The sequence below is a fragment of the Ralstonia sp. UNC404CL21Col genome (assembly GCF_000620465.1).
In the GTDB taxonomy this organism is placed as follows: domain Bacteria; phylum Pseudomonadota; class Gammaproteobacteria; order Burkholderiales; family Burkholderiaceae; genus Ralstonia; species Ralstonia flatus.
The window spans coordinates 853,225-875,275 of the sequence record NZ_JIBE01000004.1 but is presented as its reverse complement, the minus strand read 5'-3'; the positions used below and the strand labels follow the sequence as shown (position 1 = coordinate 875,275).

At 61.4% G+C, this 22,051-nt stretch carries 19 protein-coding genes; 10 read left to right on the top strand and 9 right to left on the bottom strand.

The window, feature by feature from the left end; genetic code table 11:
- The first annotated feature begins 224 nt into the window (after positions 1 to 224).
- From N511_RS0112015 to N511_RS0112005, 5 genes are all read left to right on the top strand, one after another.
- A complete protein-coding gene (locus N511_RS0112015) occupies positions 225 to 1,202 on the top strand; it encodes a restriction endonuclease (protein WP_027679520.1) in 978 nt (325 codons plus the stop codon).
- Positions 1,203 to 1,269: 67 nt separating this feature from the next.
- Positions 1,270 to 1,848 carry a GIY-YIG nuclease family protein gene (locus N511_RS25245; RefSeq protein WP_155954044.1) on the top strand — a complete coding sequence of 193 codons (579 nt, stop codon included), beginning with the start codon at positions 1,270 to 1,272 and terminating at the stop codon, positions 1,846 to 1,848.
- Between the two features lie 40 nt (positions 1,849 to 1,888).
- Complete coding sequence (locus N511_RS24930) at positions 1,889 to 3,160, top strand: toll/interleukin-1 receptor domain-containing protein (protein WP_197032045.1); 1,272 nt, start codon at positions 1,889 to 1,891, stop codon at positions 3,158 to 3,160.
- A 374-nt stretch (positions 3,161 to 3,534) separates the two neighbouring features.
- Positions 3,535 to 3,813 carry a hypothetical protein gene (locus tag N511_RS0112010; RefSeq protein ID WP_027679519.1) on the top strand — a complete coding sequence of 93 codons (279 nt, stop codon included), beginning with the start codon at positions 3,535 to 3,537 and terminating at the stop codon, positions 3,811 to 3,813.
- A 274-nt stretch (positions 3,814 to 4,087) separates the two neighbouring features.
- Positions 4,088 to 4,438, top strand: coding sequence for a hypothetical protein (locus N511_RS0112005; RefSeq protein WP_027679518.1), 351 nt, complete (start codon positions 4,088 to 4,090; stop codon positions 4,436 to 4,438).
- A 340-nt stretch (positions 4,439 to 4,778) separates the two neighbouring features.
- On the opposite strand, the gene N511_RS0112000 is transcribed toward N511_RS0112005, so the two are convergent.
- From N511_RS0112000 to N511_RS0111985, 4 genes are read right to left on the bottom strand one after another with little or no spacing between them, the layout of a single operon-like run.
- Positions 4,779 to 6,164, bottom strand: coding sequence for an HD domain-containing phosphohydrolase (locus N511_RS0112000; RefSeq protein ID WP_027679517.1), 1,386 nt, complete (start codon positions 6,162 to 6,164; stop codon positions 4,779 to 4,781).
- Between the two features lie 39 nt (positions 6,165 to 6,203).
- Positions 6,204 to 6,815, bottom strand: coding sequence for a chemotaxis protein CheC (locus tag N511_RS0111995; RefSeq protein WP_027679516.1), 612 nt, complete (start codon positions 6,813 to 6,815; stop codon positions 6,204 to 6,206).
- The gene (locus N511_RS0111990) at positions 6,808 to 7,176 is read right to left on the bottom strand and encodes a response regulator (protein WP_027679515.1); all 369 of its coding nucleotides are present in this window, start codon (positions 7,174 to 7,176) and stop codon (positions 6,808 to 6,810) included. The genes N511_RS0111995 and N511_RS0111990 overlap by 8 nt, the downstream gene beginning before the upstream one ends.
- 33 nt (positions 7,177 to 7,209) lie before the next feature.
- Positions 7,210 to 8,595 (bottom strand): ATP-binding protein, encoded by a 1,386-nt coding sequence (locus N511_RS0111985; protein WP_027679514.1) that lies wholly within the window; start codon positions 8,593 to 8,595, stop codon positions 7,210 to 7,212.
- A 260-nt stretch (positions 8,596 to 8,855) separates the two neighbouring features.
- On the opposite strand from N511_RS0111985, the gene N511_RS24155 reads away from it, so the two are divergent.
- A complete protein-coding gene (locus tag N511_RS24155) occupies positions 8,856 to 10,094 on the top strand; it encodes a sensor domain-containing phosphodiesterase (RefSeq protein WP_051530911.1) in 1,239 nt (412 codons plus the stop codon).
- Positions 10,095 to 10,592: 498 nt separating this feature from the next.
- Here N511_RS24155 and N511_RS0111975 read toward each other — a convergent pair whose 3' ends face one another.
- Positions 10,593 to 11,009 (bottom strand): helix-turn-helix domain-containing protein, encoded by a 417-nt coding sequence (locus N511_RS0111975; protein ID WP_081785362.1) that lies wholly within the window; start codon positions 11,007 to 11,009, stop codon positions 10,593 to 10,595.
- 423 nt (positions 11,010 to 11,432) lie between these two features.
- Between N511_RS0111975 and N511_RS0111970 the strand changes: the two genes are divergently transcribed.
- From N511_RS0111970 to N511_RS0111960, 3 genes are all read left to right on the top strand, one after another.
- Positions 11,433 to 12,458 (top strand): helix-turn-helix domain-containing protein, encoded by a 1,026-nt coding sequence (locus tag N511_RS0111970; protein WP_027679512.1) that lies wholly within the window; start codon positions 11,433 to 11,435, stop codon positions 12,456 to 12,458.
- A 331-nt stretch (positions 12,459 to 12,789) separates the two neighbouring features.
- Positions 12,790 to 13,335, top strand: coding sequence for a hypothetical protein (locus tag N511_RS0111965; protein ID WP_027679511.1), 546 nt, complete (start codon positions 12,790 to 12,792; stop codon positions 13,333 to 13,335).
- A 269-nt stretch (positions 13,336 to 13,604) separates the two neighbouring features.
- On the top strand, positions 13,605 to 15,812 hold the full coding sequence (locus N511_RS0111960) for a LamG-like jellyroll fold domain-containing protein (protein ID WP_231479612.1): 2,208 nt from the start codon (positions 13,605 to 13,607) through the stop codon (positions 15,810 to 15,812).
- A 90-nt stretch (positions 15,813 to 15,902) separates the two neighbouring features.
- Here the strand turns inward: N511_RS0111960 and N511_RS0111955 are convergent, their stop codons facing one another.
- On the bottom strand, positions 15,903 to 16,979 hold the full coding sequence (locus N511_RS0111955; RefSeq protein WP_027679509.1) for an FUSC family protein: 1,077 nt from the start codon (positions 16,977 to 16,979) through the stop codon (positions 15,903 to 15,905).
- Positions 16,980 to 17,266: 287 nt separating this feature from the next.
- On the opposite strand from N511_RS0111955, the gene N511_RS0111950 reads away from it, so the two are divergent.
- Positions 17,267 to 19,438 (top strand): EAL domain-containing protein, encoded by a 2,172-nt coding sequence (locus tag N511_RS0111950; protein WP_027679508.1) that lies wholly within the window; start codon positions 17,267 to 17,269, stop codon positions 19,436 to 19,438.
- Between the two features lie 18 nt (positions 19,439 to 19,456).
- On the opposite strand, the gene N511_RS0111945 is transcribed toward N511_RS0111950, so the two are convergent.
- The 3 genes from N511_RS0111945 to N511_RS0111935 all read right to left on the bottom strand — a co-directional run bounded on the left by N511_RS0111945 (position 19,457) and on the right by N511_RS0111935 (position 22,019).
- On the bottom strand, positions 19,457 to 20,089 hold the full coding sequence (locus N511_RS0111945; RefSeq protein ID WP_231479611.1) for a hypothetical protein: 633 nt from the start codon (positions 20,087 to 20,089) through the stop codon (positions 19,457 to 19,459).
- A gap of 110 nt (positions 20,090 to 20,199) precedes the next feature.
- Complete coding sequence (locus tag N511_RS0111940) at positions 20,200 to 20,718, bottom strand: hypothetical protein (protein ID WP_027679506.1); 519 nt, start codon at positions 20,716 to 20,718, stop codon at positions 20,200 to 20,202.
- Positions 20,719 to 20,915: 197 nt separating this feature from the next.
- Positions 20,916 to 22,019, bottom strand: a complete 1,104-nt coding sequence (locus tag N511_RS0111935; RefSeq protein WP_027679505.1) for an ABC transporter substrate-binding protein — start codon at positions 22,017 to 22,019, stop codon at positions 20,916 to 20,918.
- Positions 22,020 to 22,051 lie beyond the last annotated feature (32 nt).

Sequence of the window (22,051 nt, the reverse complement as noted above, 5' to 3'; positions counted from 1 at the left end):
ATCTCTAATTCAGATTTTCGCCAAACATAAATCAGTATTCCGCATTCGATCTTTATCAACCCCCGCCAAAAAAACCTCCAAAGACCCCACCAACGGGGGCAGCGCAATCCCGATGCATCGCCTATGCTGTTTTCCAATTAAAAACGGGCGCCCTGATTTGAAGCGGATTATCAGAGAAAGCGCCTAGTCCTAAATAACTAAAAGCATTAGGCCGGGGGCGGTTAATGGGGCGGAGGAGAAAACAAGCATCCACCAGCGACGTACTCCTGTCGCTGCCATGGTGGATGCTGGCGATTGGCGCGGGCGCCAGTTACCTGATTTTTCACAACATCCTGCCGGGCGCGTTTGCGGCCAACCCGATATTGAGCGGCGTCGGCATGCTGGCGAGCGGGCTGGCCTGGATGCCTGCGCTGCTGCTCGGCTTCTTTGCCGTGCTGTCGTACCTGCGGGAGCGCAGCCAGCAGGCCGATGCCCGGCTCGGCCCCCCGCGCACTGAACCGACTGGGCGATCCCGCCCGCCGAAGGCGCCGCCCCATCCCTCCCGCAACGCAGCGGGCGGCAGCACGCCCAACCCGCCCAATCCGCCTAATCCGACTCGCAACACCCCCACGCCCCCACAAGGCGCCACGCCGGCAGAACCCGCCGCGCCCCAAAGCTGGACGCTGGAGGCCATCCACGCACTTGAGTGGAAGCGGTTCGAACTGCTGTGCGTGCAGTACTACGAGGAGATGGGGGTTACGGTGAAGACGGTGCCGCACGGCGCAGACGGTGGCATTGACGCCACGCTGTACATGGCTGGCCAGAGCGCGCCCGTGGCGGTGGTCCAGTGCAAGGCGTGGTCCAAGCCCGTGAAGGTGGAACAGGTGCGAGCGCTGGGCGGCTCCATGCTGGCGCACAAGGTCAAGCGGGGCGTGTTCTGGTCTTTGTCCGGTTATGTCGGCAACCCGGTGCAGGAGTATTCCGGGCTTGCCGGTATCCAGCTATTGGACGGGCCGGCGGTGCTTGAGCGCATTCGCGCCCTGGCCGAAGACAAGCAGGCCGCGCTGCTGGCGAGGGTGTTTGAGGGGGATTACCGGACGCCTTCGTGCCCGGCTTGCGGGGTGAAGTTGGTGGCGCGGAATGGGAAGAGTGGGGCGTTTTGGGGGTGTAGCAACTATCGGACGGGGTGTCGGTATACGTTGCAGATGGGGAGAGGGATGTAACGAACTCGAATAATTTCGTAACCAAGGGCTGAGCCGACGAGTACACGGATTAAGGCTAATTTATTAATTGGATATCATCAATAAGATTATTGGAACAGAAATGCCGATTATAAAGAATTTTGGATTCCTGTGGGAGAGAAAATACATTCATCGAGGCTCTGGCGGTAATGGAAACTCAGGACACCTGGAGGGGGTCACGAAGAATAAATTTGTAGCCGACTTTCGAGACCAGATCGGTGTCTATGTTCTGTATGATCGGAATCAATCCATAGTGTATGTGGGCCAAGCAGGAAATGGAAACGCAACGTTGTTTACCCGTCTTCGGCATCACATGAATGGGGCTTTATGGAATAGATGGGAATATTTCAGTTGGGTAGGGTTTCGTGATGTCAATGCCAACGGATCCTTAAGCAGTCAGCAGTCAGTCAAGTCATTGGTTTCCGGATTTCAGTACTCTGATGCTTTGAACGAGATAGAGGGAATTTTAATAGAAATTATTGAGCCAAAGCTAAATAAGCAAGGCGGTCGTTTGCGCGGTGCAAGGGAGTACTTCCAAGTTATTGATCCAAAGGTTCAAGATGTATCAAATCAAGATATCTACGCCGAATTGCAGTCAATCTCAAAGGAAATTGAGTCGCTTAAATAAGGATTTAAGCGAGATGCAGTTTTAGGTATTGGGGATAAATGTGAAAGCTCCTTCCGTCTTCATCTCATACTCTCACGACTCTGAAGAGCACAAGGCATGGGTGCTCCGGCTGGCGGTTGACCTTCGTGAGCGGGGGGTGGATGCCACCCTCGATCAATGGGACCTTGTCCCAGGACAGGATGTTACCAATTTTATGCAGAAAGGCATTCTTGATGCGGATCGAGTGATTCTGGTTTGCTCAAGAAGCTATGTAGAGAAAGCCGAAGGTGGAGCTGGTGGTGTTGGCTTTGAGCGGCTTATAGTTTCCGGAGAAGTAGTTCAAAAAATCGATACGAAGAAATTTGTGCCGCTAGTCCGTGCCAATCCGACGGAACCACGAATTCCTCGTTTTCTCGGGCCGCGCCTTTATATAGATTTCAACGATGACGCTACCTATGAAGCCAAGCGCGATGAGTTGCTGCGGGAACTGCTAGGGGTTCCAGCAAATGCCAAGCCTCCGCTTGGGATGAATCCCTTCTCGAGTGAATTGCCAAAAGATGCTGAGCCTATTCGCGTGGTCGAACCTACAGGTATCTTCCGGGTGGGAGGCAGGCTTTTGGATGAGCCATGGTTTGACAATCTGTGCGAGGGGGCCCGGGCTGGTATGGCCCGGATGGGGCTTGGTGGCTCTATGGAACTACGATTCGGGCTTCATCAGCTAGTCTCTAAGTCCCAGCTTGATTTGCTGAATTCAATTCGAAAATCCCAGGTCCATACGTTCGGATGGCCGATAGGAGCGGTTCTGGAAAATAACGATGAATATCGGCCACGGCCTTACTCTGATGGGGTGAGGGCAAAGATAGAGATTTCAAAGGACTCGCTTCTCGGTCGCCAGACTTACGATTATTGGGCGGCACGGCAGAATGGTGATTTCTATTTGTTGCAAAGCTTGTTCGAAGATACGCGCGGGGATAAAAAAATATTCTTTAATACAAGAATCGTTCGTGTCGCCGAGGCGTTGATGTTTGCGTCAAATTTCTATTCAAATCTTGGTGTGCCACCCGAGGCGACGTTAAGTATTCGAGTCTCTCACCACGGACTTGCTGGGCGAACTCTCAGTAGTACTGGTAGTCGCCTTGTTTTCCCGCGCGTATGTCACGAGGATATATCGCAGTCGGAGATTGTTGTTGTTCTGGGGAAAATTAAAGAAACAATTGTTGATGATGTTCGTCGTATTGTTGAACCACTCTTTTTGCTTTTTGAGTTTCAGGAGTTTGGCGCTGAAATATACGAGGACATAGTCCGTCGATTTATAAGGGGCGAGGTTTCTTAAATTTAGCCGTTCGTCTTGCACCGGATGTACGGCTCCCGCTAAACTCCCCCCGCTGCGGCAACAACCGCAGCCGGGACTGCAATCCCGAATCCAACTATTCCCGCGAGTGCCGTTATAGCCCTCGCGTGCCGTCGTTCGTCCTCATGGGCGGGCCCGGCAGGGAGGGCTTCGGCCCTGCCGGTTTTGGAGTAGTTGATCGGTATTGCAGACCTTGTCGTGTGCCCGCCCACCCTCCCAGGTGGGTGGCTCCTCACTTAACCAGAGGGCAAGACAATGGATCAACCGACCCAAGCTGTACCCATCCCACGCGGGCATCGCCCCGCAAACTGTCAGTTCACCCGCATCGCGCAGCGGCCTCCGTCTGGGGGTGCCCGATGAACGTCGACGAAAATCTCCTGTACGCACAGGGCGCCTTGGCCGCCAAGGAGTATCTGCACAAAGCGCAGATGGATATGAAGATGCACCGCAAGTTCGAGCCACAGACGCTGCGCTGTCATAAGCAGGTCTATCTCAAGGACAAGGCACTCGAGTACCAGGCCGGGTTTATGGACGCGATCGGGGCGTTCATTCTCAGCTCGCTGGATGGCGTGACGGTGGACTTGTTCCGGTGGGATGTTCTGAGCGTGCTTCGGCGCGCGAACCGCAAGAAATAACTAAAACAGCAGTGAACGCGACCCCGAGACGGGCGGGGGCGCTATGTACGGGACAACGCCCAACCCTTCGCGTGCCGAGCCCCAAGGGCCGAGCGCGACCCTCCAAGGCCCGACGGAACTCCAAAGGTCGAGTTCAGAGCCCCGAAGGTGGGGGTCAGACACTCGGAGTGTCGGGCTCAGACAGCAATGTCGTTCAGATCAAGGGACCTGTCAGGCAGGGCTGTCGGCAGCCGAGCCGCAGAAGCCCACGACGGGTAGCCGCTAGGGCTGTGGCATGTCGTTTGCTATTCCGTGGCGTTATCCCGCACCCGCATTCGACTTATCCGCCGTGAGCATGACAGACGACGTTCTCTTGTGGAGCTGCGCCGCCTTTCTCTTTTGCGGCATGTGGTGGCTTTTGTTCCGCGCGACAAAGGATGCACTTGAACAGATTCAGGACGGACGCGTGACATGGCGCCAGAGCGCCCCCTTCGCAATCTCGATGGTTGTCGCCTGTTCCGGATGCATCTGGTTTCTGCTTTGGGCCGTCACGGGCGGCCGTGTCGACCACGGCCTCGCAGCACTGTTGCTGGCAGCCGTAGCGCTGGTTCTTGCCTCTGCGGTGTGTCCAGTGCGCCAGCCGTGAAAACCTCTTGTAGACATAGACAGCGTGGCTATGCGTCGCAAATCGAGAGGGCTGCCAACAACCCCCTTCTTTCCTGGAACAAAAAAAAGCCAAGCGGACGCGCTTGGCTTCGGACAACCAGGGGGTCAACCCCGGAGTGCCACGCGGCACAGCAAGCGGCACGCGGCAGATCATGCGCGCGAACTTCGCAGGCAGATATCGCCCGAACGAGCGAGGGCTGCACAGAAAAACAGACGGTCCGGAGAGAGGGGCCGCCAGACCGGCCATAGGCAAGCTTCTGCGTCAGGAAGCTTGCCCTGCCTACCATCTCGATAGTGGCGCCGCACTGGCTACACCCACGTCAGGCGGCGTTGTCTGGGCTGTAGATCAAAATGGTGAACGGCAAATCCTCGTGCGACTCAAAGCGCTTAATTTGCAAGACCTGATGCGCATTGACGACGCTGTCCTTGGTGAGAAGAAGCACGCCGCGTCGAGTGAACACATCGTCGGCAAGCCGCATGCCTTCTCGCAGCTCGCCAGATGTAATCTGCCGTACAGGCATCACTTCCCCTTGCTGCTTCAGAACAGCCACGAAGCGAACCACGACGTCTGGGTCGTAACGCAAGGCGGATTGCGCTTTAATCATCTCCAGTGCCTGGTCAGCGGGCACGCGTTGCTTAATGATCTCCCCGGCCAGCAGCCCTTCAAAATCCCGGGCAACGGCAAGGATGCGCGCTCCGATGGGAATGCCCCGGCCCACCAACTGATCAGGAGTTCCACGACCATTAAACCGCTCGTACTGGTGGCGGACGATCAGCGCCACATGCTCGAGCTGGGGCACAGGCGTCAGCACCATCTGAGCGCGAAGCGGATGTTGGTAAAACTGTTGGGCCTGCTCAGGGGATAGCCGATCGAGCGACGTGTTCAGCAAGGCGTCCGGCAACGACAACTTGCCAATGCCGTGGAGCAAGCCGGCGTGGAAAATGTCTTGCACCTGAAGCCCGGTGAGGCCCGCTTCCATCGCGATCCGTCGCGCCAGGTTGGCCACGCGGAGTGACTGGCGGGCCATCGCTCCGCACCGGAGTTCGATCATGCTGGCGCAGACCTGAACCATGTTGGTGAAGTTGGTTTTAAGGTCGCGCTGCGCCCCTTCCAGAAACATCACCGTCTGCCTGATTTCCTCGGTACGCGATTGAACCTGTGCCTCCAGCCCCGTGTTCAGCCGCTGCAAGGCCTCGTTCTGCTGGCGCGTCAGATCGGTAAGGCGTTGTGCTTCTTGCGCAAGGCCACGCTGCTCGATCGCATGCTTGACGGTCAGGAGCAGATCCTGATCGTCCCAAGGCTTGTTCAGGTAGCGATAAACGCCACCTTCGTTAATGGCGCGCACCGCCGAGTCGATCTCCGAATAACCGGTGAGCAGAATGCGCATGACGTCCGGATAGCGCTCACGGGCCCGTGCGAGGAACTCGGCGCCGTTCATGCCAGGCATGCGCATGTCGGAAATGACGAGATCAACCGGATAGACGCCCAGCATATCCAGCGCTGCAGCGCCGCTCTCGGCAGTGAGTACGCGGTAGCCCGTGGGCCGCAACAGGCGCCGCAACGATGAAAGTACGCCCGGCTCATCGTCAACGAGCAGGATCAGAGGCGTGCCAGCGGAGGCCACGGTCGATGCCGGCTGCGCGTCCGTCTGCACGCCCGGCTCCGGCACGATGGTTTGCACTGCTTCTTCTTCGTAGGAAAGCATGGCGGGGTCTCTCAGTTTCGTCTGGGGTTCCGGGGCTCATCAGAGCGCCTGCAGGAATTGCTCCAGGGCATCTTTCATTTTTCGGATAGCGGTTTCGGGCAGCAGCATGACCAACTTGGCGACGAACCCGCCCCGCTCCAGCGTGAAGCGCACTTCCAGCAGCAGGGCTACGTCCCAGCGCCCGAGCTGCTCGTCAGACAGCGCATGCTGAAGAGCCGACGGCGGCACAAAGCTCGGACGAGAGAACGACAGATTCCGCCCCAGTTGCTCAAACACACTACGCACACAGGCACCGACGAGCAGGTTTGCAATGTCCGACAACGCCTCGCTCCCCACATTGACGTCTGCGTTGTCATAGCCCATCAACTCTTCGAGTTCTTCGCGGCCGTCCTTGCCAAAGAGCACGATCGCTTCACCGGAGATGTCGGATTGGAATGCTTGCCGAACCGGTGGAGGCGTGTCTCCAGCCATGTCGCCGCCGAGCAGATCCGTCCGCAACTGAGCAGCGTCGACCAGCTTGATGCCCGGCACAGACAGGGTCACGAATTCGCCAAGCAAGGCAGCCAGGGCCGCGCCTGCCTTCCCCATGCCGATGTTGGCGATCTCCTGCAGCGCATCGCGCTGCTCTTCATTGAGTGCCAAGTCATTCATAGAGGCCATACCCCCGCAGGATCGGAACAATCCGCTCAGCCGACACGGGCTTCGGAACGAACCCGATTGCCCCCAGGTGTTTGACGCGTTCGACAGCGCCTGCCTGAATGTCCGCCGACACAACAATCACAAAGGCATCCTCGCCCGCGTGACGGATATGCTCCAGCACCTGGAAGCCATCCATATCGGGCATCGTGAGATCAAGAAAGACCACGGTACCTTTGCCCGCGCGGAAGAGCTCAATCGCCTGCGCGCCGTTGGAGGCCTGGGTCACCTCGACATCCCAGTCTTCCGGTAGTGCGTTGATCAAAAGCTTGCGTGCCAAAGAAGAGTCGTCGGCAACGATGACTGGTAGCGCCATGGTGAATATCCCTTCAGGGTAAATACTTGAAAATCATGCTGGCGCGAGTGAGCCCGCGCGCTGGTCGGCGGCAGGAGCATTGCTTTCGTGGCACAGCGGCAATACCACACGAAACGTCGTTCCTTCACCAACTTGGCTTGCCACATCGATTCGGCCACCATGGGCTTTGACGATGCCGTATGTGAGTGAGAGCCCAAGCCCGGTGCCTTTGCCGACAGGCTTGGTCGTAAAGAACGGATCGAAGATCCGCTTGAGGTTCTCGGGCGGTATTCCGCAGCCGGCGTCGGCCACCTCGAACCAGATCGACTTGGGATCATCCGCGTCGCACCCGGTGCGCACTGCAATCGTTCCGCGCTGGCCGCCTTGCGCCTGCTTGCTTGCATATGCCTGCGCCGCGTTGACCACCAAGTTCAGCACCACCTGATTGACCTGGGACGGAATACAGGTGACCTGCGGCAACTCGCTGTACTCCCGCACGAGGTCAGCGTGATACTTGATTTCGTTGTGGACGATGTTCAGCGTCGACTCGATGCAGCGGTGAATGTCGACCTGTTCCCACTGGTGCGAACTGTCTACCCGAGAGAAGTCCCGCAGGTCGACCACGATGTCTCGTACGCGGGTTAAGCCTTCACGAGATTCAGATACCAGCGCGGGCGCGTCTTCGGCCAAGTAATCGATATCGGCAGTGCGGGCGAGGTGAGCAAGCTGACCCTCCAGCGACGGGGCCGCGTCAGTGATCAACTGTTCCATGCCGCGGGCGTAGTCGAGCAATGTGCTCAAGTAGCGCTGCAGGGTGTTGAGATTCGACAGCACAAAGCCCACGGGATTGTTGATCTCATGGGCAATCCCGGCAGCAAGCTGCCCGATGGCAGCGAGTTTTTCAGACTGCAGCAGTTGCTGATGCGCTTGTGCAAGTTCTTCGTTGAGCGCGGACAACTGCCCGTTACGCACCGTCAGTTCTTGCAGCGCGTCGGTGGCGATTTTTTCGCGTTTGCGAAGCTCTCCATATGCCAGACAAACATCCGTGGCATCGAGCAACGTAACACCCACCGCAATGACGACGCCATTTTCATCCTCGATGGGGATGAAGCTGCAGTTTTGCTGCATCCATTCCATGGTGTCCGTAATTGGCCGCGTATGCCTGAAACGGAACAGGTAGGGTCGATGTTCCCACGACGTGTACGCAGAGACCCCCAGAACAAAAACGCTCTCGATTTTCTTGCGCAGCCATTTTTCTGGCAGTTCCGGGAACAGCTCGAACATATTGCGCCCCAACACGTCCTCGCCGGAGCGGCCGCTGTGGTACTGCATGAAGCGGTTCCATGAAAGGAAGCGCATCTCTCGATCCACGGAGAACACGCCGCAACTCACAAGTTGCGCGATGGCTTCCGATAATTGGGATTGAGTAATGTTCGCCATGCTCACCGCCGCGATAAATCCACCATGTCTATGCGGAGTCACGTTTCAAAACGGCACCGTCCATATACATATCGACACGGATTTGCCCAGGCAGATAAGTGGAAATCCCTAGGCGGCGAAAGTGGGCATCCTATTAATCACATTCGGTATGTTTTTTTTGCGGGAGAAGAAATTGCGACTCATACTTTCCATGAGGAAATAGCGGCGTCAAATGCTCGGGGTATTACGGAGAGAGGCGCCCAGTCCGCCAGGAGGAGAAATTGGAGGATTTTCTTGCTGGTAGCCTCGTGCCACCAGATGCAGAAGCCGAAGAGCTGATCACACAAATTGTCCGCACCGTCCGGACGCATTTGGGCATGCCGTTCGCGTTCGTCTCGGAGTTTGTCGGCGGGCAGCGCGTTTTCCGGTATGTCGACAGCGGGGTTGAACCTTCACCATTGCGGGTTGGAAGATCGGACCCGCTTGCAGAGAGCTTTTGCATACGCGTCGCAGAAGGCCGGCTGCCGAGGCTGATCCACGATGCGACCCAGCTGCAGGGCTGGGAGCTTCCTCCCACGCCCGCGATCCAAGTCGGCGCACATATCAGCGTGCCTGTTCAGCGCGCCGATGGCTCGATTTTCGGGATGTTCTGCTGTTTCAGCGACCGGTCCGACCACTCACTGAACTCTCGTGACCTGGAACTGATGTCTGCGTTCTCCAAGGTGATCAGCCGGCAGATCGAACGGCATCACCAAGCGAAACGCGAACTGAGCGAAAAGCACGCGCGCGTCAGTAGCGTGATCGAGCATGACAACCTCACGGTGGTGTTTCAGCCGATACGGTCGCTTGTCGATTCGCAGTTGGTCGGCTTGGAGGTGCTCTCCCGATTTCCAGGCGGGCAAGACAGACCACCGTACCTCTGGTTCTCCGACGCCTGGGAAGCAGGGTTGGGGGCCGAACTCGAGATGCTGGCAATCCGGAAAGGCTTACGGGCGCTGCCGACCTTTCCAGACTTGTATCTTGCCGTCAACGCTTCTCCTGGCACGATCCTCACCGGCAAACTTGAAGCCATGTTCGAGAACGTTCCCGCCGACCGCGTCGTGCTCGAAATTACGGAGCACGCACTGGTCGAAGACTACCCCGACCTGCAGTCGGCGCTGCGGCCACTGCGGACCAAGTCGGTTCGTATCGCCATCGATGATGCGGGCTCCGGCTACGCGACGATGCGGCACATCGTTGAATTGAAACCCGACCTCATCAAGCTCGACGCGCGTTTGACTACAAACCTCCAACACGACGCCACCAAGCGGGCGCTAGTCAAGGCGATGGTGACGTTTGCAAGCGAAATCCGCTGCGACCTCATCGCAGAGGGCATTGAAGATCCGGACCAAAAAAGTCTGCTTGTCGACCTGGGTGTACGCAAGGGTCAAGGCTATCTGCTAGGTCGCCCTGGTCCGTTGCCGGCCGTCACGCCACAGACAAGCCCTTCCATTATCGAAGCCCAGCGACGCGTCAAGTAGCCGCATAAATCGGATTTGTTCGGACGGCATAGACGAGATGCCAAAAATAAAGGCGGTCCGGAGAGAAATGGACCGCCTTCAAGGCAATGGGGAGCGCGGGCTCCCCAGCGAATGTACCAGCGCCGGAGCGAAATGTACTGGCCTGAGCACATGCGGGTTTACACGCCTTGTGCAGGCATGACTGCAAAACTGAGGCAAGGGCCTGGGGAAGGCCTTAATCCAAAGCTACGTCTTATTCGTGATTCAGTTTCTGCCACGTCAGTCGATAATGTGAATACGCAGGATGCTCATTGGTCCTCACTTTTGCGTTTCCTGCGTTTTAAGACGCCTCATTTGAGGGGTGAGGGTCACGCCCGTGTGCAGGGCGTTTTTTTTTGTTCACCGCAAACGTGTATGCCCGGGTGCCTTCGGCCTCGGGGCGATGGCGCATGTCTGCCCTTCTCGCGGCGGCCCAAGCAGGTGTGCTGCAGCGTATGCAATTGCTGTGTCCGGCAATCCCTACCGACTCCGCTGATAAATCGTCGCCAGCTCAGTGCGGTTGCGCGCCCCCATGCGCACGAGCAGTTGGCGCATGTGGCTTTTGACGGTTTCCACGCTGATGTGCAGCCGCTCCGCAATCTCGGCGTTCGACCGGCCGCACACCACCTCTTGAAGTACGTCGCACTGGCGGCGGGTGAGGGGCCTGGACTGAGGCTTGGGCTCGCGGGCGGCGGGCGATGCGCTGGCTGAGATGCCGCTTGCCGGCGCAGGCCCTTGCAATGCGCCGTTCAGCATCTGCTGCACGTCTTCCAGCGCCATCGGCTGCAGCTTGGGGTGTGAAGGCAGCCAGTTCCAGGTGGCGTCGTTGAGGAGTGATGTATCCAGGAAGATGACGGCCAGCGATGAGGAGGGAACCGAGTCCCAACGCGCAACCATGGCAGTCGATGCAAGGCCGGGGCGGCATAAGTGCGGCGGGCTGGTCGACGTGAGTAGTGGCGCTGGCATGTGGGTCCCCCGGAAAAACACAATGCAACTTCAACAGTGAAGGTGGCGGGGTGCCGGCTCGTAGCCGCATGCATTCCTCCGCAGGCGCACTATCGCAAAACGGGGTGGCGGGCAACCATCGCTATCCTTAGCGATGGTCAGCGCGGTGCGGCTGCGCTACGCGGGGTGGGCCAAATCCTGCTTTCGCCTGACATCCGCAACGCTTGGCACCATGACAGTGCATTGGCTATAGCCCCGCGCCGTCATGCCGATAGAGCGCGATAGAGCGGTTTGGTTTTGCACGGACACGCGTGACCGGATCAGCACAACGGATTCCCAGACTCAAGACCCGGCAACAAGCCGGCCCAGCGATTGATGGATCTCTCCACAGCAGAATTGCGCGCGCTGCTCGATATCACGGGGCGTCTTCACGAGCCCTCGAGCCGCAGCCTTGTTGAACGCCCCGAACTGGCCCAAAAGCTCGGGGCGCTGCTGCATGTAGATCTCATGGCGCAGTTGTTCTGGTGGCCGGGCGGTGCGCATCATCCGCATTCCAGCGCCTTGTGGGGCCGGGACCAGGGCATGCGCGTGGAATATCGGCACTACTTCCACGCGGTCGATTGCATTGCGGAGCTGCTGCAAGACAGCTTTGAACCGGTGGTGATCGAGCGAAAGATCGCCCGCTCGGAATGGGGCCGCTCGGAGTACTTCACCGACTATCTTTGCCGGCATCAGGCGTATCCGGGCATCAGCCTACGCCTGCCCGATGCCAACGGGATGCTGCTCGACTATCGATTCAGCACCAGCGATCCCAACAAGCAGTTTGGCGACCGAGAAACCTTGCTGCTCAACCTCTTGAAGCCGCATCTGCTGAATGCCCAGCAGCTTCGCGTGGTTCAGGAAGCGGAAGACGTGGGCGCTGATGCAGAGATGCATATGCCGACGTTTGTGCTGGATGGCACGTCGCCACCCCAGCCCAACACCAAGGCGCGCGCCATCATGGCCGGCGTCAGCAGTGAAGAGCGCGATGCGCTTTATGCCGAATTGGCCGCGGTCGCCAACGGGTTGCGCGGCGGGCAATGGAACGGCTTCGGGTTGTGTGTGGAACGCCCGGCCGAGGACGGCAACGCCGCGCCGGTCGTTCGGGTGCATCTGCTCGCGCGCGTGGTGGGCTCGTCTGCGTGGTTCCAGCAGCGGTTTGGCGTGACCGCGCGCGAAGGCGAGGTCTGCCACCTGATGCTCAAGGGCATGTCAGACAAGCAGATTGCCCTGGCGTTGAACATCAGTTACTGGACGGTGCGCACGCACGTCGGGCACATCATGAGAAAGGTGGGCGTGGACTCGCGCTGTGCGATTGGCCTGGCTGCGCTCAACGCCAACGCAGGCGACACACCAAAGTAATCGGCTCGCATGCAGCAAGGTGGCAGTGGCGCGAAGCATGGTCCGCCGCTGGTGCCCCGCAACCTCCCAACAAGAAAAAAAGCCCCGAGGTGGTCAACCCCGGGGCTCCCCGACCACTTTCTTCACGGAGGCTCGTGAACAGATGGCTACGGGCGAGTCTACCTACGTGCCTCTGCCCCGCATGCGCTGGTGAGAATAATTGAGGAATGCGTGTCGCCGCGGGGTGGCAGTCAGCGCTCCACGCCTCTGCGGGCTGCGGTGCATGGGCATGTTCATTGCGGCGCGTTCAACTCTTCTCATGGCAAGCACAGCGAGCAAAGGAGGACACGCAATGCATTGGATCGATCCTGAAAGTCTTCCGGAAGTCCGCGGCACGGTCCGCAACTTCCTTCTCAACCCTGAAGGCGACGTCGACGGCTTTGTGCTGGGTGGTCGCACACTTCGGCAGGTTCACGTGCCGCCGCATTTGTCGCGTCAACTGGCCCGGCATGTCGTGCTGGGCGACAAGGTCCGCATACGCGGGGTGAAGCCGCGCGGCGCCGACATGATCGCCGCGATCTCGCTCACCACAGAGCGCGGCAAGGTCATCCTTGATGAAGGTCCGCCCGCCAAGGGCGACAAGCCTGCCAAGCGCACAAGTGCGCGTCGGCCGATGGAGGCCACGGGGCAGGTCAAGCTGTCGCTCTTCGGGCCGAAGGGCGAACTGCGCGGCGCGTTGCTGGACGATGGCACCTCGTTGCGCATGCCGCCCCATGCGGCCGCAGAGCTGGCGTCGTACCTCACACCCGGCGTGCACGTGCATGCATGGGGGCAGGGTTTGAAGAACAAGTTCGGCAGGACACTCGACGTGGACGAGATTGCCGAAGTGGTGGATTGAACGGCTCGCAAGGGGGGCGCTCGCTTTTGCTGGGTGGGCCCTGATCGCTTCTGATTCCTTGCATGGTGAAGGTGCGAACGAAGACTCAAAAATACTCACCGACTGGGCGATTGCGTTGACGCGTATTCGCTGCCTGACCTACGGTTGCGCCACATATAAAAAACAGTCGGGTCAATAAGATGTCCAAAAAGTCAGTCGAGCACGCAAGGCTCAACGAAATACCCAATCCCATACGTCGGGCGTTGTCATTGGGTCTGGGTCTGTTCCCCATGTTGCCGCTGCTGCCGGGGTGTGGCGCGGGTGTGGACGATGCCTCCGCAACAGGGGTCGGCCAGACGCAGGAGAAGACCGGAGGGGGGCAGTCACCGACCGCTCCTGCACCCGCAACGCCCACCCCCGCACCGGCGCCCGTGCCGGCTTCGGAGAGCGGCATCTTCCGCCACCCGGGGCTGCTGGCCACCGAAGACGACTTCACCCGCATCCGCGCGCTCATCAAGGCAGGCCAGGAGCCGTGGGCGGGCTGGTGGAACAAGCTGTGCGCCGAGCCCAATGCCTCGTTGAACGCCAAGCCCAATCCGCAGCCGGCGGTGTACCGGGCCGACAGCACCAAGTACGCGCTGTACGGTGACATCCGGCACGCCTGGACCCTGGTACTGCGCTGGAAGCTGTCTGACCCGCAGGACAACCGCTATGCCGACAAGGCGGCAGAGTTCCTGGACGCCTGGGCCAACACGCTGAAGGAGGTTGGCACGGTACCGCCCGGTTCCACTGCGCATGACGATCACACCTTCATCATCCTGGCCGGCATACAAGGGCACCAGTTGGCGCAGATCGGTGAGGTGCTGCGTACCTACTCCGGCTGGGCGCCGGAGCGCCTGAAGCGCTTTCAGGACATGCTGCTCAACGTCTTCGCCGGCATCTCGCAAAACCGTCTCAACAACGCGGCGCTGGGGTCGCACGCCAACTGGGACATGGCATCGCTGTGCGGTGCGCTGGCGATTGGCGTGTTCTGCGACCGGCCCGATCTCTATCGCCTGGCCTGCGACTACTACGCGGGCAACAACCGCGGCACGCTGAAGATGTTCGGCAACGGCTCCATCGTGCACAGCGTCTATTTCATGCACCCGGGCCATTTCGGGCAGTGGGAGGAGAGCGGCCGCGACCAGGGGCACTCGACGCTGGGCATGTCGCTGGGCGGCGACCTCCTTGAGATGGCGTGGAACCAGGGCGACGATCTCTACAGCCTGCACAACAACCGCTTCCTTGCCGCTGCTGAATACGTGGCGCGCTCCAACCTGCTGGACGAGAACGGCAAGACCTACCCGATGCCCTATGCGCGTGAACAGGATCCGTCGCAGCCGCACACGAACCTGTGGACGCAGGTGAACCAGTCGTTCCAGCACGGCCGCAACGCCTGGGAGCCGATCTACAACCACTACGTCAACCGCATGGGGCTGGCGGCGCCCAACGTCTCGCGCATCGTGAAGTTGGTCGAGCCCAAGTACGGCGGCAGCAGCGATGACGTCATGTGGCCGACGCTGGTCCATCGCCGCCCCGACTATGCCAGCCCGATGAAGCCGCCGTCTGGCCTCACGGCGTACCTGCGCGGCAACCGCGTCGTGTTGTCGTGGTGGGGCAGCGTGGGTGCGACCTCGTATGCGGTCAAGCGCGCAAGCCAGGCCAATGGGCCGTTCACCCAACTGGGCACGGTTTCGGCCAGCGAGCTGCTCACCTACAGCGATACACCGCCCAACGGCGTCTGGTTCTATCAGATCACCGCCCAGGGCAGCGGCGCCCCCAGCGCCGGCTCCAACGTGGCGCGCATTGCCGTGCCGGGTGAGGTGCGCCTGTCGATGCCGCTGAATGATCCGAACGGCACCGGCACGGTCGGCGCGCTGCTCACCGCCGCCGGCACCACGACCTTGGTGGAGGGCACGCTGCTGGACGGCGCAACCTGGGGCGACGGGCACCGCAACGACAAGGCCATCGTGTTTGACGGTCAGAAGGCCGGCCTGCAGCTGCCCGCCGGCGTGTTCAGCGACCTGGACGACTTCAGCCTGTCTTTCTGGGCCTACGCGAATGGACTGCACTGGGACACCTGCATGTTCTTCGCGGGGCAGGATGGATTCAGCTCCATGTTCATCGCCCCTCAGTCCGGCAGTGGCGTGCTGCGCTTCGGAATCTTCGGCGCCGGAGCGAACGACGCGCAGGTTGTGGCAGCCCCGTGGGCCATGCCGATTCGCCGCTGGGTCCATGTGGCGGTCACCCTGCAGGGCAATACCTGCCGCCTGTACGTTGACGGCACTGAGGTGGGCAGGTCCGACGACATGCTGCTGTCGCCGCGCCAGATTGGCGATCAGGTCACCTTCCTGGGCCGCAATTGGGCGCACCCGTCGTTCAACGGCCGCATTCAGGATTTCCGCGTTCAAGCGGGCGCATTGAGCGCGGCGGAGGTGGCGGCGCTGGCCGCGATGTGATGTGAGTTGAGACGAGGTGAGGCCGCAGTGCTTGGCGGAGGTCGAGGCCGCCGCCAAGGCACGTTGCAAGGGGCGCCAGGCGCCCGCGCTTCACCCGATATTCCACTGCGGCGCAATCGCCAGCAGTTGCCGCCGCAGGTTGTCGATCTCGTTGGCAAAGCCGTCGGCCAGCGCGCTTTCCACGGTGGGCGTGCCGGGGGCGTGGCTGACGTCGGCGGAGTCGGCGGCGCGCGGCCGTGCCAAGCGCGCCAGCGTGCCAAAGCGCAACGCGCGCGACATGCCGATCAGCGTGTCGCGAATGCGCCGGGCGCCGGCACCGGCGGCGGGCAGTGCGGCTGGGCTCGGTTGGCCCGGCGCGCCGCGCGTTGCGTTGAGCAACTCCAGCGTGCTGATGCAGATACGCAGGCTGCGCTGGATGTTCTCCAGGCGCTCCAGCGGCACGTCAATTTCTTTCGAGACCGATGGCATGAGCGAGCGCAACTGCACCAGCAGCGTATTCAGCTTGCCGAGCTGCTTGCTGCGCTCGCTCGGTGCATCACCTGCCTGGCCGAGATTGGCATACGCCCGGGCGCATTCGCGCAGCGCATCGGCCAGCCGGTAGCGCCACGAATACGTGGCATACAGCGGCAGCGCAAACGAGAACAGCAGCGCAATCGCAATCCCCACCAGCACGTTGAGCGTGCGCCACGCGCCGTCGAGCAGGTTGTTGTCGCCATGGCCGACCACAATGACGAGCGTGATGGCGGCGAGCAGCGCGATATAGCCGCCCCTGCCGATGGCGTGATACGCGCAGATGCCGCACGCCATAGCTGTGAGCGCATACGTGAGCGGCAGGTGCCCCAGCCACGTCTGCTGAACGATGATCAACAGCCCCGCCACCGCGCCGATGAGCGTGCCCCAGGCGCGCTCCGCCGCGCGCTTGCGGATGTTGCCGTGGTGCTGCAGACCGGCAATGACGATCAGCAGCGAGATGGTGGCCCACTCCCCATGCGGCCAGCCAAAGCCCGCCGTGACGGCAATGGACAGCAGCACGCCCAGGCCGACGCGCGTGGCATGGATGTACCGCGCGTGCCGATAGCGCCGGTGCGGATCGCGCACGAGGCGGAGCAGGGAAAGAAAGGGTGCAGGCAGTTTCACAGTGCGGGGCGCACGAAGGGAAATCGACATAGGCAAGATCGTTGCAGATTCTGGGGCGCGCCGTACACAGGATGGGCGCCACGTTGGTGCCGGTGCCTTGCCGTGGTGCGCTTTGGAGGCGGCGAGCACGGCAAGACTCCGGGTTTCCCCTAGGTATTGCACAAAGCTTGCCATGGGCGGATGACCTTTTTTGCGTATTGCACAAACGCGCACTTAAGTGCATTCCGGGTCATGTCGATTAGGATTCGTAGCCCCATAGGCAACACTTCGGGCTGCCCCGGGATTTGCCGATCCACCTCGAACAAAGATCGAGTCCTATGACGACGCAGGCGCTATCGCCTTGGCTGAGGTTGTTGAGCGCTGCCGAGCGCTTCGACCGTGGGCCGTATTTCATTGCCATTCGGCGCGGGCTGGCGCTCTCGTTGCCGCTCATCATGGTGGCCGCGGTGGCGCTGCTGTTGCGCAATCCGCCTACCGCCGGCATGCGCCACCTGCTGCTGCAGGCCTTCGGCCCCGGGCTCGATGCCTTTTGCGACAGCGTGCTGGCCGGCACGATCGGCATCGGCGCGCTGGTCGCGCTGTTCGGGTTTGCCGATGTGTTGGCGCAGTTGCACAACCAGCGCGCCGGGCACCGCGTGGTCAACCCCACCGTGGCGGCCGTGGTGGTGGTGTCGTGCTTCTTTACGCTCATTGCGCCGGGTACGGATGCATCGTTGATGCCGTGGCTTTCGCTGGGGCAGGGGCTGTTTGGGGCGCTGGTGGTGGCGTCGCTGGGCGGCACGCTGTTTCTGAAGCTGTGCAGCATCCGCCGTTTGCGCATTCCGTCCCACCATTTGAGCAACGATCTGCTGGTGGGCGACGTGCTGTCGGTGGTGCCCGCCGGCATGCTGACGATCCTCGCGTTTGCGCTGCTCAAAGCCGGCGTGGCGTGGGCCGGCTGGTCGCAACTGATGGCCGCATGCGATGCGCTGCTGGCAGCGCCGTATTCGGAAGTCGCCAACAGCCTGCTGTTTGGGCTGGCCTACGAAACCGTGGCGCAGGTGCTCTGGCTGTTCGGCATCCATGGGCCGAACGCGCTGTACGCGGTGCATCAGCACATCCTGGAGCCGGCCACGCAGGCCAATGCGGCGGCAGTGGCCGGGGGCGGGCAGCCGCAGTTCATCTTTACCTATCACTTCTTCGCGGTGTTTGCGCGCATGGGCGGCTCGGGCGGCACGCTCAGCCTGATGCTGGCGCTGCTGATGTCCAGGCGCACGCAGCGCGGCCGCAAGATGGCGCTGGTCGTCATGCTGCCGGCGCTGTTCAACGTGAACGAGCCGCTGCTGTTCGGGCTGCCGCTGGTGCTCAACCCGGTTTATGCGATTCCGTTCCTGCTCACGCCGCTGGTGCAGATCCTGATCGCCTATGCGGCCACCATTGCCGACCTGCTGCCCAAGACGAGCTACCCCGTGGCGTGGACCACGCCGGCGCTGTTCAGCGGCTATGCGGCCACGGGCTCGGTGTGGGGCGCGGTGGTGCAGCTCGTCGGTTTGGTGGTGGGGGCGGCGATTTACCTGCCCTTCGTCCGCATGTCGGATGTGCTGTCCGCACGGCGCAGTCAGGATGTGCTGGCGTCTTTGCTGCAGATTGCCGAGTCGGCCGAGGTGAGCCTGAAGGGCAAGCGCTGTCTGGACCTGCCCGGCGACGAAGGCCGCATGGCGGTGGCACTGGCCAGCGACCTGGAAGACGCCATCAAGAAAGAAGGGCAGATCTTCCTGGAGTTTCAGCCGCAGGTGGATTGCGCCACCGGGCGCGTGTTCGGCGCCGAGGCGCTGCTGCGCTGGCAGCATCCGGTGCTGGGCCGCGTGGCCCCGCCCATCGTCGTGGCACTGGCCGATGACATTGGCAAGATCGATCAGCTGGGTCTACGGATTCTGTCGCTCGCGTGCCAGCAGCGCGCGGCCTGGCGCGGCGTGCTGCCGGACGACTTCGTGATCGCCGTGAATCTGTCGCCACGGCAGCTGCTGGACTGCAGGCTGTATCGGAACGTGCTCGACATCCTGCATCGCGAGGGGTTGTCGCCCACGCAGCTTGAACTGGAGATCACTGAATCGACGATGCTGCTGCCGGACATCAACGCCATCGGCAACCTGAAGCAGCTGCGCGAGGCCGGCGTGAAAGTCGCGCTCGACGATTTCGGGATGGGCCATACGTCACTGCACTACCTGCGCGAGCTGCCGCTGGACACCGTAAAGATCGACCGCTCGCTGGCCGACGTGAGCGCCGGCAGCGTCAATGAACACATCGTGCGCAGCATTGCCAGCCTGAGCCGCACGCTGAACCTGTCCACCGTGGTGGAAGGCGTGGAGACGGAGCAGCAGCTCAAGCGCCTGTCGGCGCTGGGCTGTGACCGGTTTCAGGGGTATTTCTTCAGCCGCCCGCTGGCGCCGAGCGTGTGCCAGCAGTTTGTGCTGGAGGCCAATCTGCGGGCGTTTGCGCCTGCGCTTTGAGGGGACGGCGTGGGTGGCTTAGCGGTATCGGCCCACAAAGCCCTCGCACCGCCGAACGCGCCCCACCTTTGCGGCCCATCGATAGAGGCCTTCCACCAGGCTCTTGCTGGCCGAGACCGGTTGACCGTTGATCTGTCCCAGCACTTCCGCTTGATTCGGGTAGGGCTTCTCGAACAGCAGCTTCATCTCGCTGCCGCCGCCCAGCGCCAGGTACACGGCTTCGCGCGGTTCGAACTGCAGTGAGAACGAGCTGCTGCGCACGCTGGCGCTTTCCACGGTATCGGCAAAGTTGGCGATGAGTGCGGCGTCTTCGGTGCGGTATTCGCAGCCGGCGTCTTTCAGGTGCGCTTCATCCACGGCCTTGAGCGACGCCAGGGCGGGGTCCATCAAATACAGCGTGATCGCACGCGCCTTGCGCATCCGCGCGCTCAGGCCTTCGGCCGCCCAATAGCTTTGTTCGACCTTCACGATGGGCTCCGCCCTTGGCGCGGGCTCGGGCGCGGGCGCTTCGGCTTGCGGCGCTGCTTCAACCTTGGGTGCGTCTGCCTGCGGTGTGCCGGCCTGAAGGATTTCCGTCTGCAGCGCTTCGGTTGGCGGCGCGTCCGTCAGCGGCGCCTCCATCGAGATTTGTCCGAAGGCCACTTGGCTCATGCTGCAAGCGCAGGCCAAGACCAGAGAGATGATCTTTTTCGACAACTCCTACCCCTTTGAAACGTGCGTTGTTGCGTTGTGTTCTGTTCTGAATGCTAAGCCGGCAATGCCTACTGTGATGCGCGTGGCGTCGGCGGTGCCGGCCATCGCCGCGGGGCACCTGGCGCTTCGCTCACCTGCTGCAGCGGCGTCTTCGTCAGCACGTAGTGGTGATACCGCCCGCCGCGGTCTGCAATGTCGAAGCGGTAGCTGCCTTCCGGAACCGTCATCGTCGCAAATGAAGCCGGTATGGTGCCGGAGTTCACGGGCGCCGGGTTGGCCTGGCGCATCAGCGCGAAGAAGTTGACCTCGCCGGTCAGCGCATCGCACTGCATGGCGGTATAGCGGTGGTTCTCGGTATACCAGCCCCGGCAGTCGGAACCGGCCAACGTGACGGCGCCGGTGGCCGGGCCCATCAACTGCAGGCTGAGCTGGTCTGAGCCGTCTTGCCTGCTGACGATGGCTTGCGTGTAGCCGCGGCCATCGTCGTTGCGGCTGTCTGTGATGGTGTAGCGGCCGACCAGTTCATTGGCGGCCTGCTGCAGCGCAAGCTTCTGCTGTTCGGGCGTGCGCGGGTCTTGATAGCTCACGCAACCTGCGAGAGGCGCGATGGCACAGAGGATTGCGACGCAGCGTATTGCGATGGCGCGGGCGGGCATGGTTGGGCGGGGCTTCCGTGGCAAGCGGATTCTACGCCGCCGCTCCAACCTTTTTGCAGTCGCTATCCGCTGCGCACTGCCTTGTTGCCTTGTTGCCTTGTTGCCTTGTTGGCTTTTTTGCGCCCCGCTCAGCCGACGAGGTGGCCGTTGCTGCCGATCATCGTGACGTCTACGTAGTCCAGCCCGGCGTGGTTGGTGCGGTCGTAGTGGACGCGCACGCCGCCAAAGTCGCGTGTGCCGAAGCCTTCCAGCGCCTGGATGAAGCCGTCGCGCGTGGGGTTGCTGCCGCAGGCGCGCAGGCCCTCCACGATGACGCGGGCGGTGAGAAAGCCTTCCACCGCTTCGTAGGTCTGGTTGTTGTGGTCGCCAAACTTGTCGTTGGCTTCGCGAAACGCGCGCACCAGCGGCTGGGTGCGAGCATTGGGCCCGGGCATGACCTGCGTGACAGCCACGCCGTGCGCCAGCGGGCCGGCTTTCTCGAACACGGTCTTGGGCGTGGTGACGGACAGGATCCACGGCTGCGGCAGCGGCACGGGGCCGTGCTTGGCCTGATAGCGCGTGAGCATGTCGGCGACGGATGCAGGCGACGTAAACAGCAGCGTGGTCTGCGGGTTGGCGGCGGCAATCTTGTCGACCACCATGTCGATGTCATCTCCCTTGGCGTTGTGCGGGATGAGCGCGACGATCTGCGCGCCGAACTTGGCCGCAGCGGCCTTGGCGGCGTCGGCATTGCCGGCGCCGAAGGGGTTGTCCTGGTAGACCAAGGCCACGCGCTTCAGGCCGATGGTCGTGGCGTGCTGCACCATCTTCGCGACTTCGTCTGCGTAGCTGGCGCGCGTGTGGAAGAGCGGCGCGCTGGGCTTGCGCGCGGCGCCCGCGCCCGTCATGGCGCCCACCATGGGCAGGCGGTATTGCTCCAGCAGCGGCAAGGCGGCGATGGTGTTGCCGGTGCCGCCCATGCACACAAGGCCGAACACGCCTTCCTGCACCAGCGCCTTGACGTTGGCTACCGCCTTGTCAGGCAGGTAGTTGTCTTCCAGCCGCTTGACGACCAGCTTGCGGCCGGCCACGCCGCCCTGGGCATTGACCTGCTCGAAGCCCGCCAGCAGGCCGTTGGTGTAGTTCTTGTACAGCCCACCCCATACGCTGTCGAACCCCACCGTCTGCCCAAAGACGATCTTGTCTGCAAACACGCCGGCTTCCGCCGCGCGCGCCAGGGGCGTGAGCATCATTGCGCCGCCCAGTGCTACTGAACTCCGTACGA

What these genes read in the sequence shown, in the direction of transcription:
- N511_RS0111970 (WP_027679512.1), top strand. Translation starts at nt 11,433, where the DNA reads ATGGATCTCTCCACAGCAGAATTGCGCGCGCTGCTCGATATCACGGGG.
- N511_RS0111985 (WP_027679514.1), bottom strand. Translation starts at nt 8,595, where the DNA reads ATGGCGAACATTACTCAATCCCAATTATCGGAAGCCATCGCGCAACTT.
- N511_RS0112000 (WP_027679517.1), bottom strand. Translation starts at nt 6,164, where the DNA reads ATGCTTTCCTACGAAGAAGAAGCAGTGCAAACCATCGTGCCGGAGCCG.
- N511_RS0111935 (WP_027679505.1), bottom strand. Translation starts at nt 22,019, where the DNA reads ATGATGCTCACGCCCCTGGCGCGCGCGGCGGAAGCCGGCGTGTTTGCA.
- N511_RS0111975 (WP_081785362.1), bottom strand. Translation starts at nt 11,009, where the DNA reads ATGGTTGCGCGTTGGGACTCGGTTCCCTCCTCATCGCTGGCCGTCATC.
- N511_RS0112010 (WP_027679519.1), top strand. Translation starts at nt 3,535, where the DNA reads ATGAACGTCGACGAAAATCTCCTGTACGCACAGGGCGCCTTGGCCGCC.
- N511_RS0111960 (WP_231479612.1), top strand. Translation starts at nt 13,605, where the DNA reads ATGTTGCCGCTGCTGCCGGGGTGTGGCGCGGGTGTGGACGATGCCTCC.
- N511_RS0112015 (WP_027679520.1), top strand. Translation starts at nt 225, where the DNA reads ATGGGGCGGAGGAGAAAACAAGCATCCACCAGCGACGTACTCCTGTCG.
- N511_RS0111945 (WP_231479611.1), bottom strand. Translation starts at nt 20,089, where the DNA reads ATGAGCCAAGTGGCCTTCGGACAAATCTCGATGGAGGCGCCGCTGACG.
- N511_RS0111990 (WP_027679515.1), bottom strand. Translation starts at nt 7,176, where the DNA reads ATGGCGCTACCAGTCATCGTTGCCGACGACTCTTCTTTGGCACGCAAG.
- N511_RS0112005 (WP_027679518.1), top strand. Translation starts at nt 4,088, where the DNA reads ATGTCGTTTGCTATTCCGTGGCGTTATCCCGCACCCGCATTCGACTTA.
- N511_RS0111950 (WP_027679508.1), top strand. Translation starts at nt 17,267, where the DNA reads ATGACGACGCAGGCGCTATCGCCTTGGCTGAGGTTGTTGAGCGCTGCC.
- N511_RS0111995 (WP_027679516.1), bottom strand. Translation starts at nt 6,815, where the DNA reads ATGAATGACTTGGCACTCAATGAAGAGCAGCGCGATGCGCTGCAGGAG.
- N511_RS0111955 (WP_027679509.1), bottom strand. Translation starts at nt 16,979, where the DNA reads ATGTCGATTTCCCTTCGTGCGCCCCGCACTGTGAAACTGCCTGCACCC.
- N511_RS0111965 (WP_027679511.1), top strand. Translation starts at nt 12,790, where the DNA reads ATGCATTGGATCGATCCTGAAAGTCTTCCGGAAGTCCGCGGCACGGTC.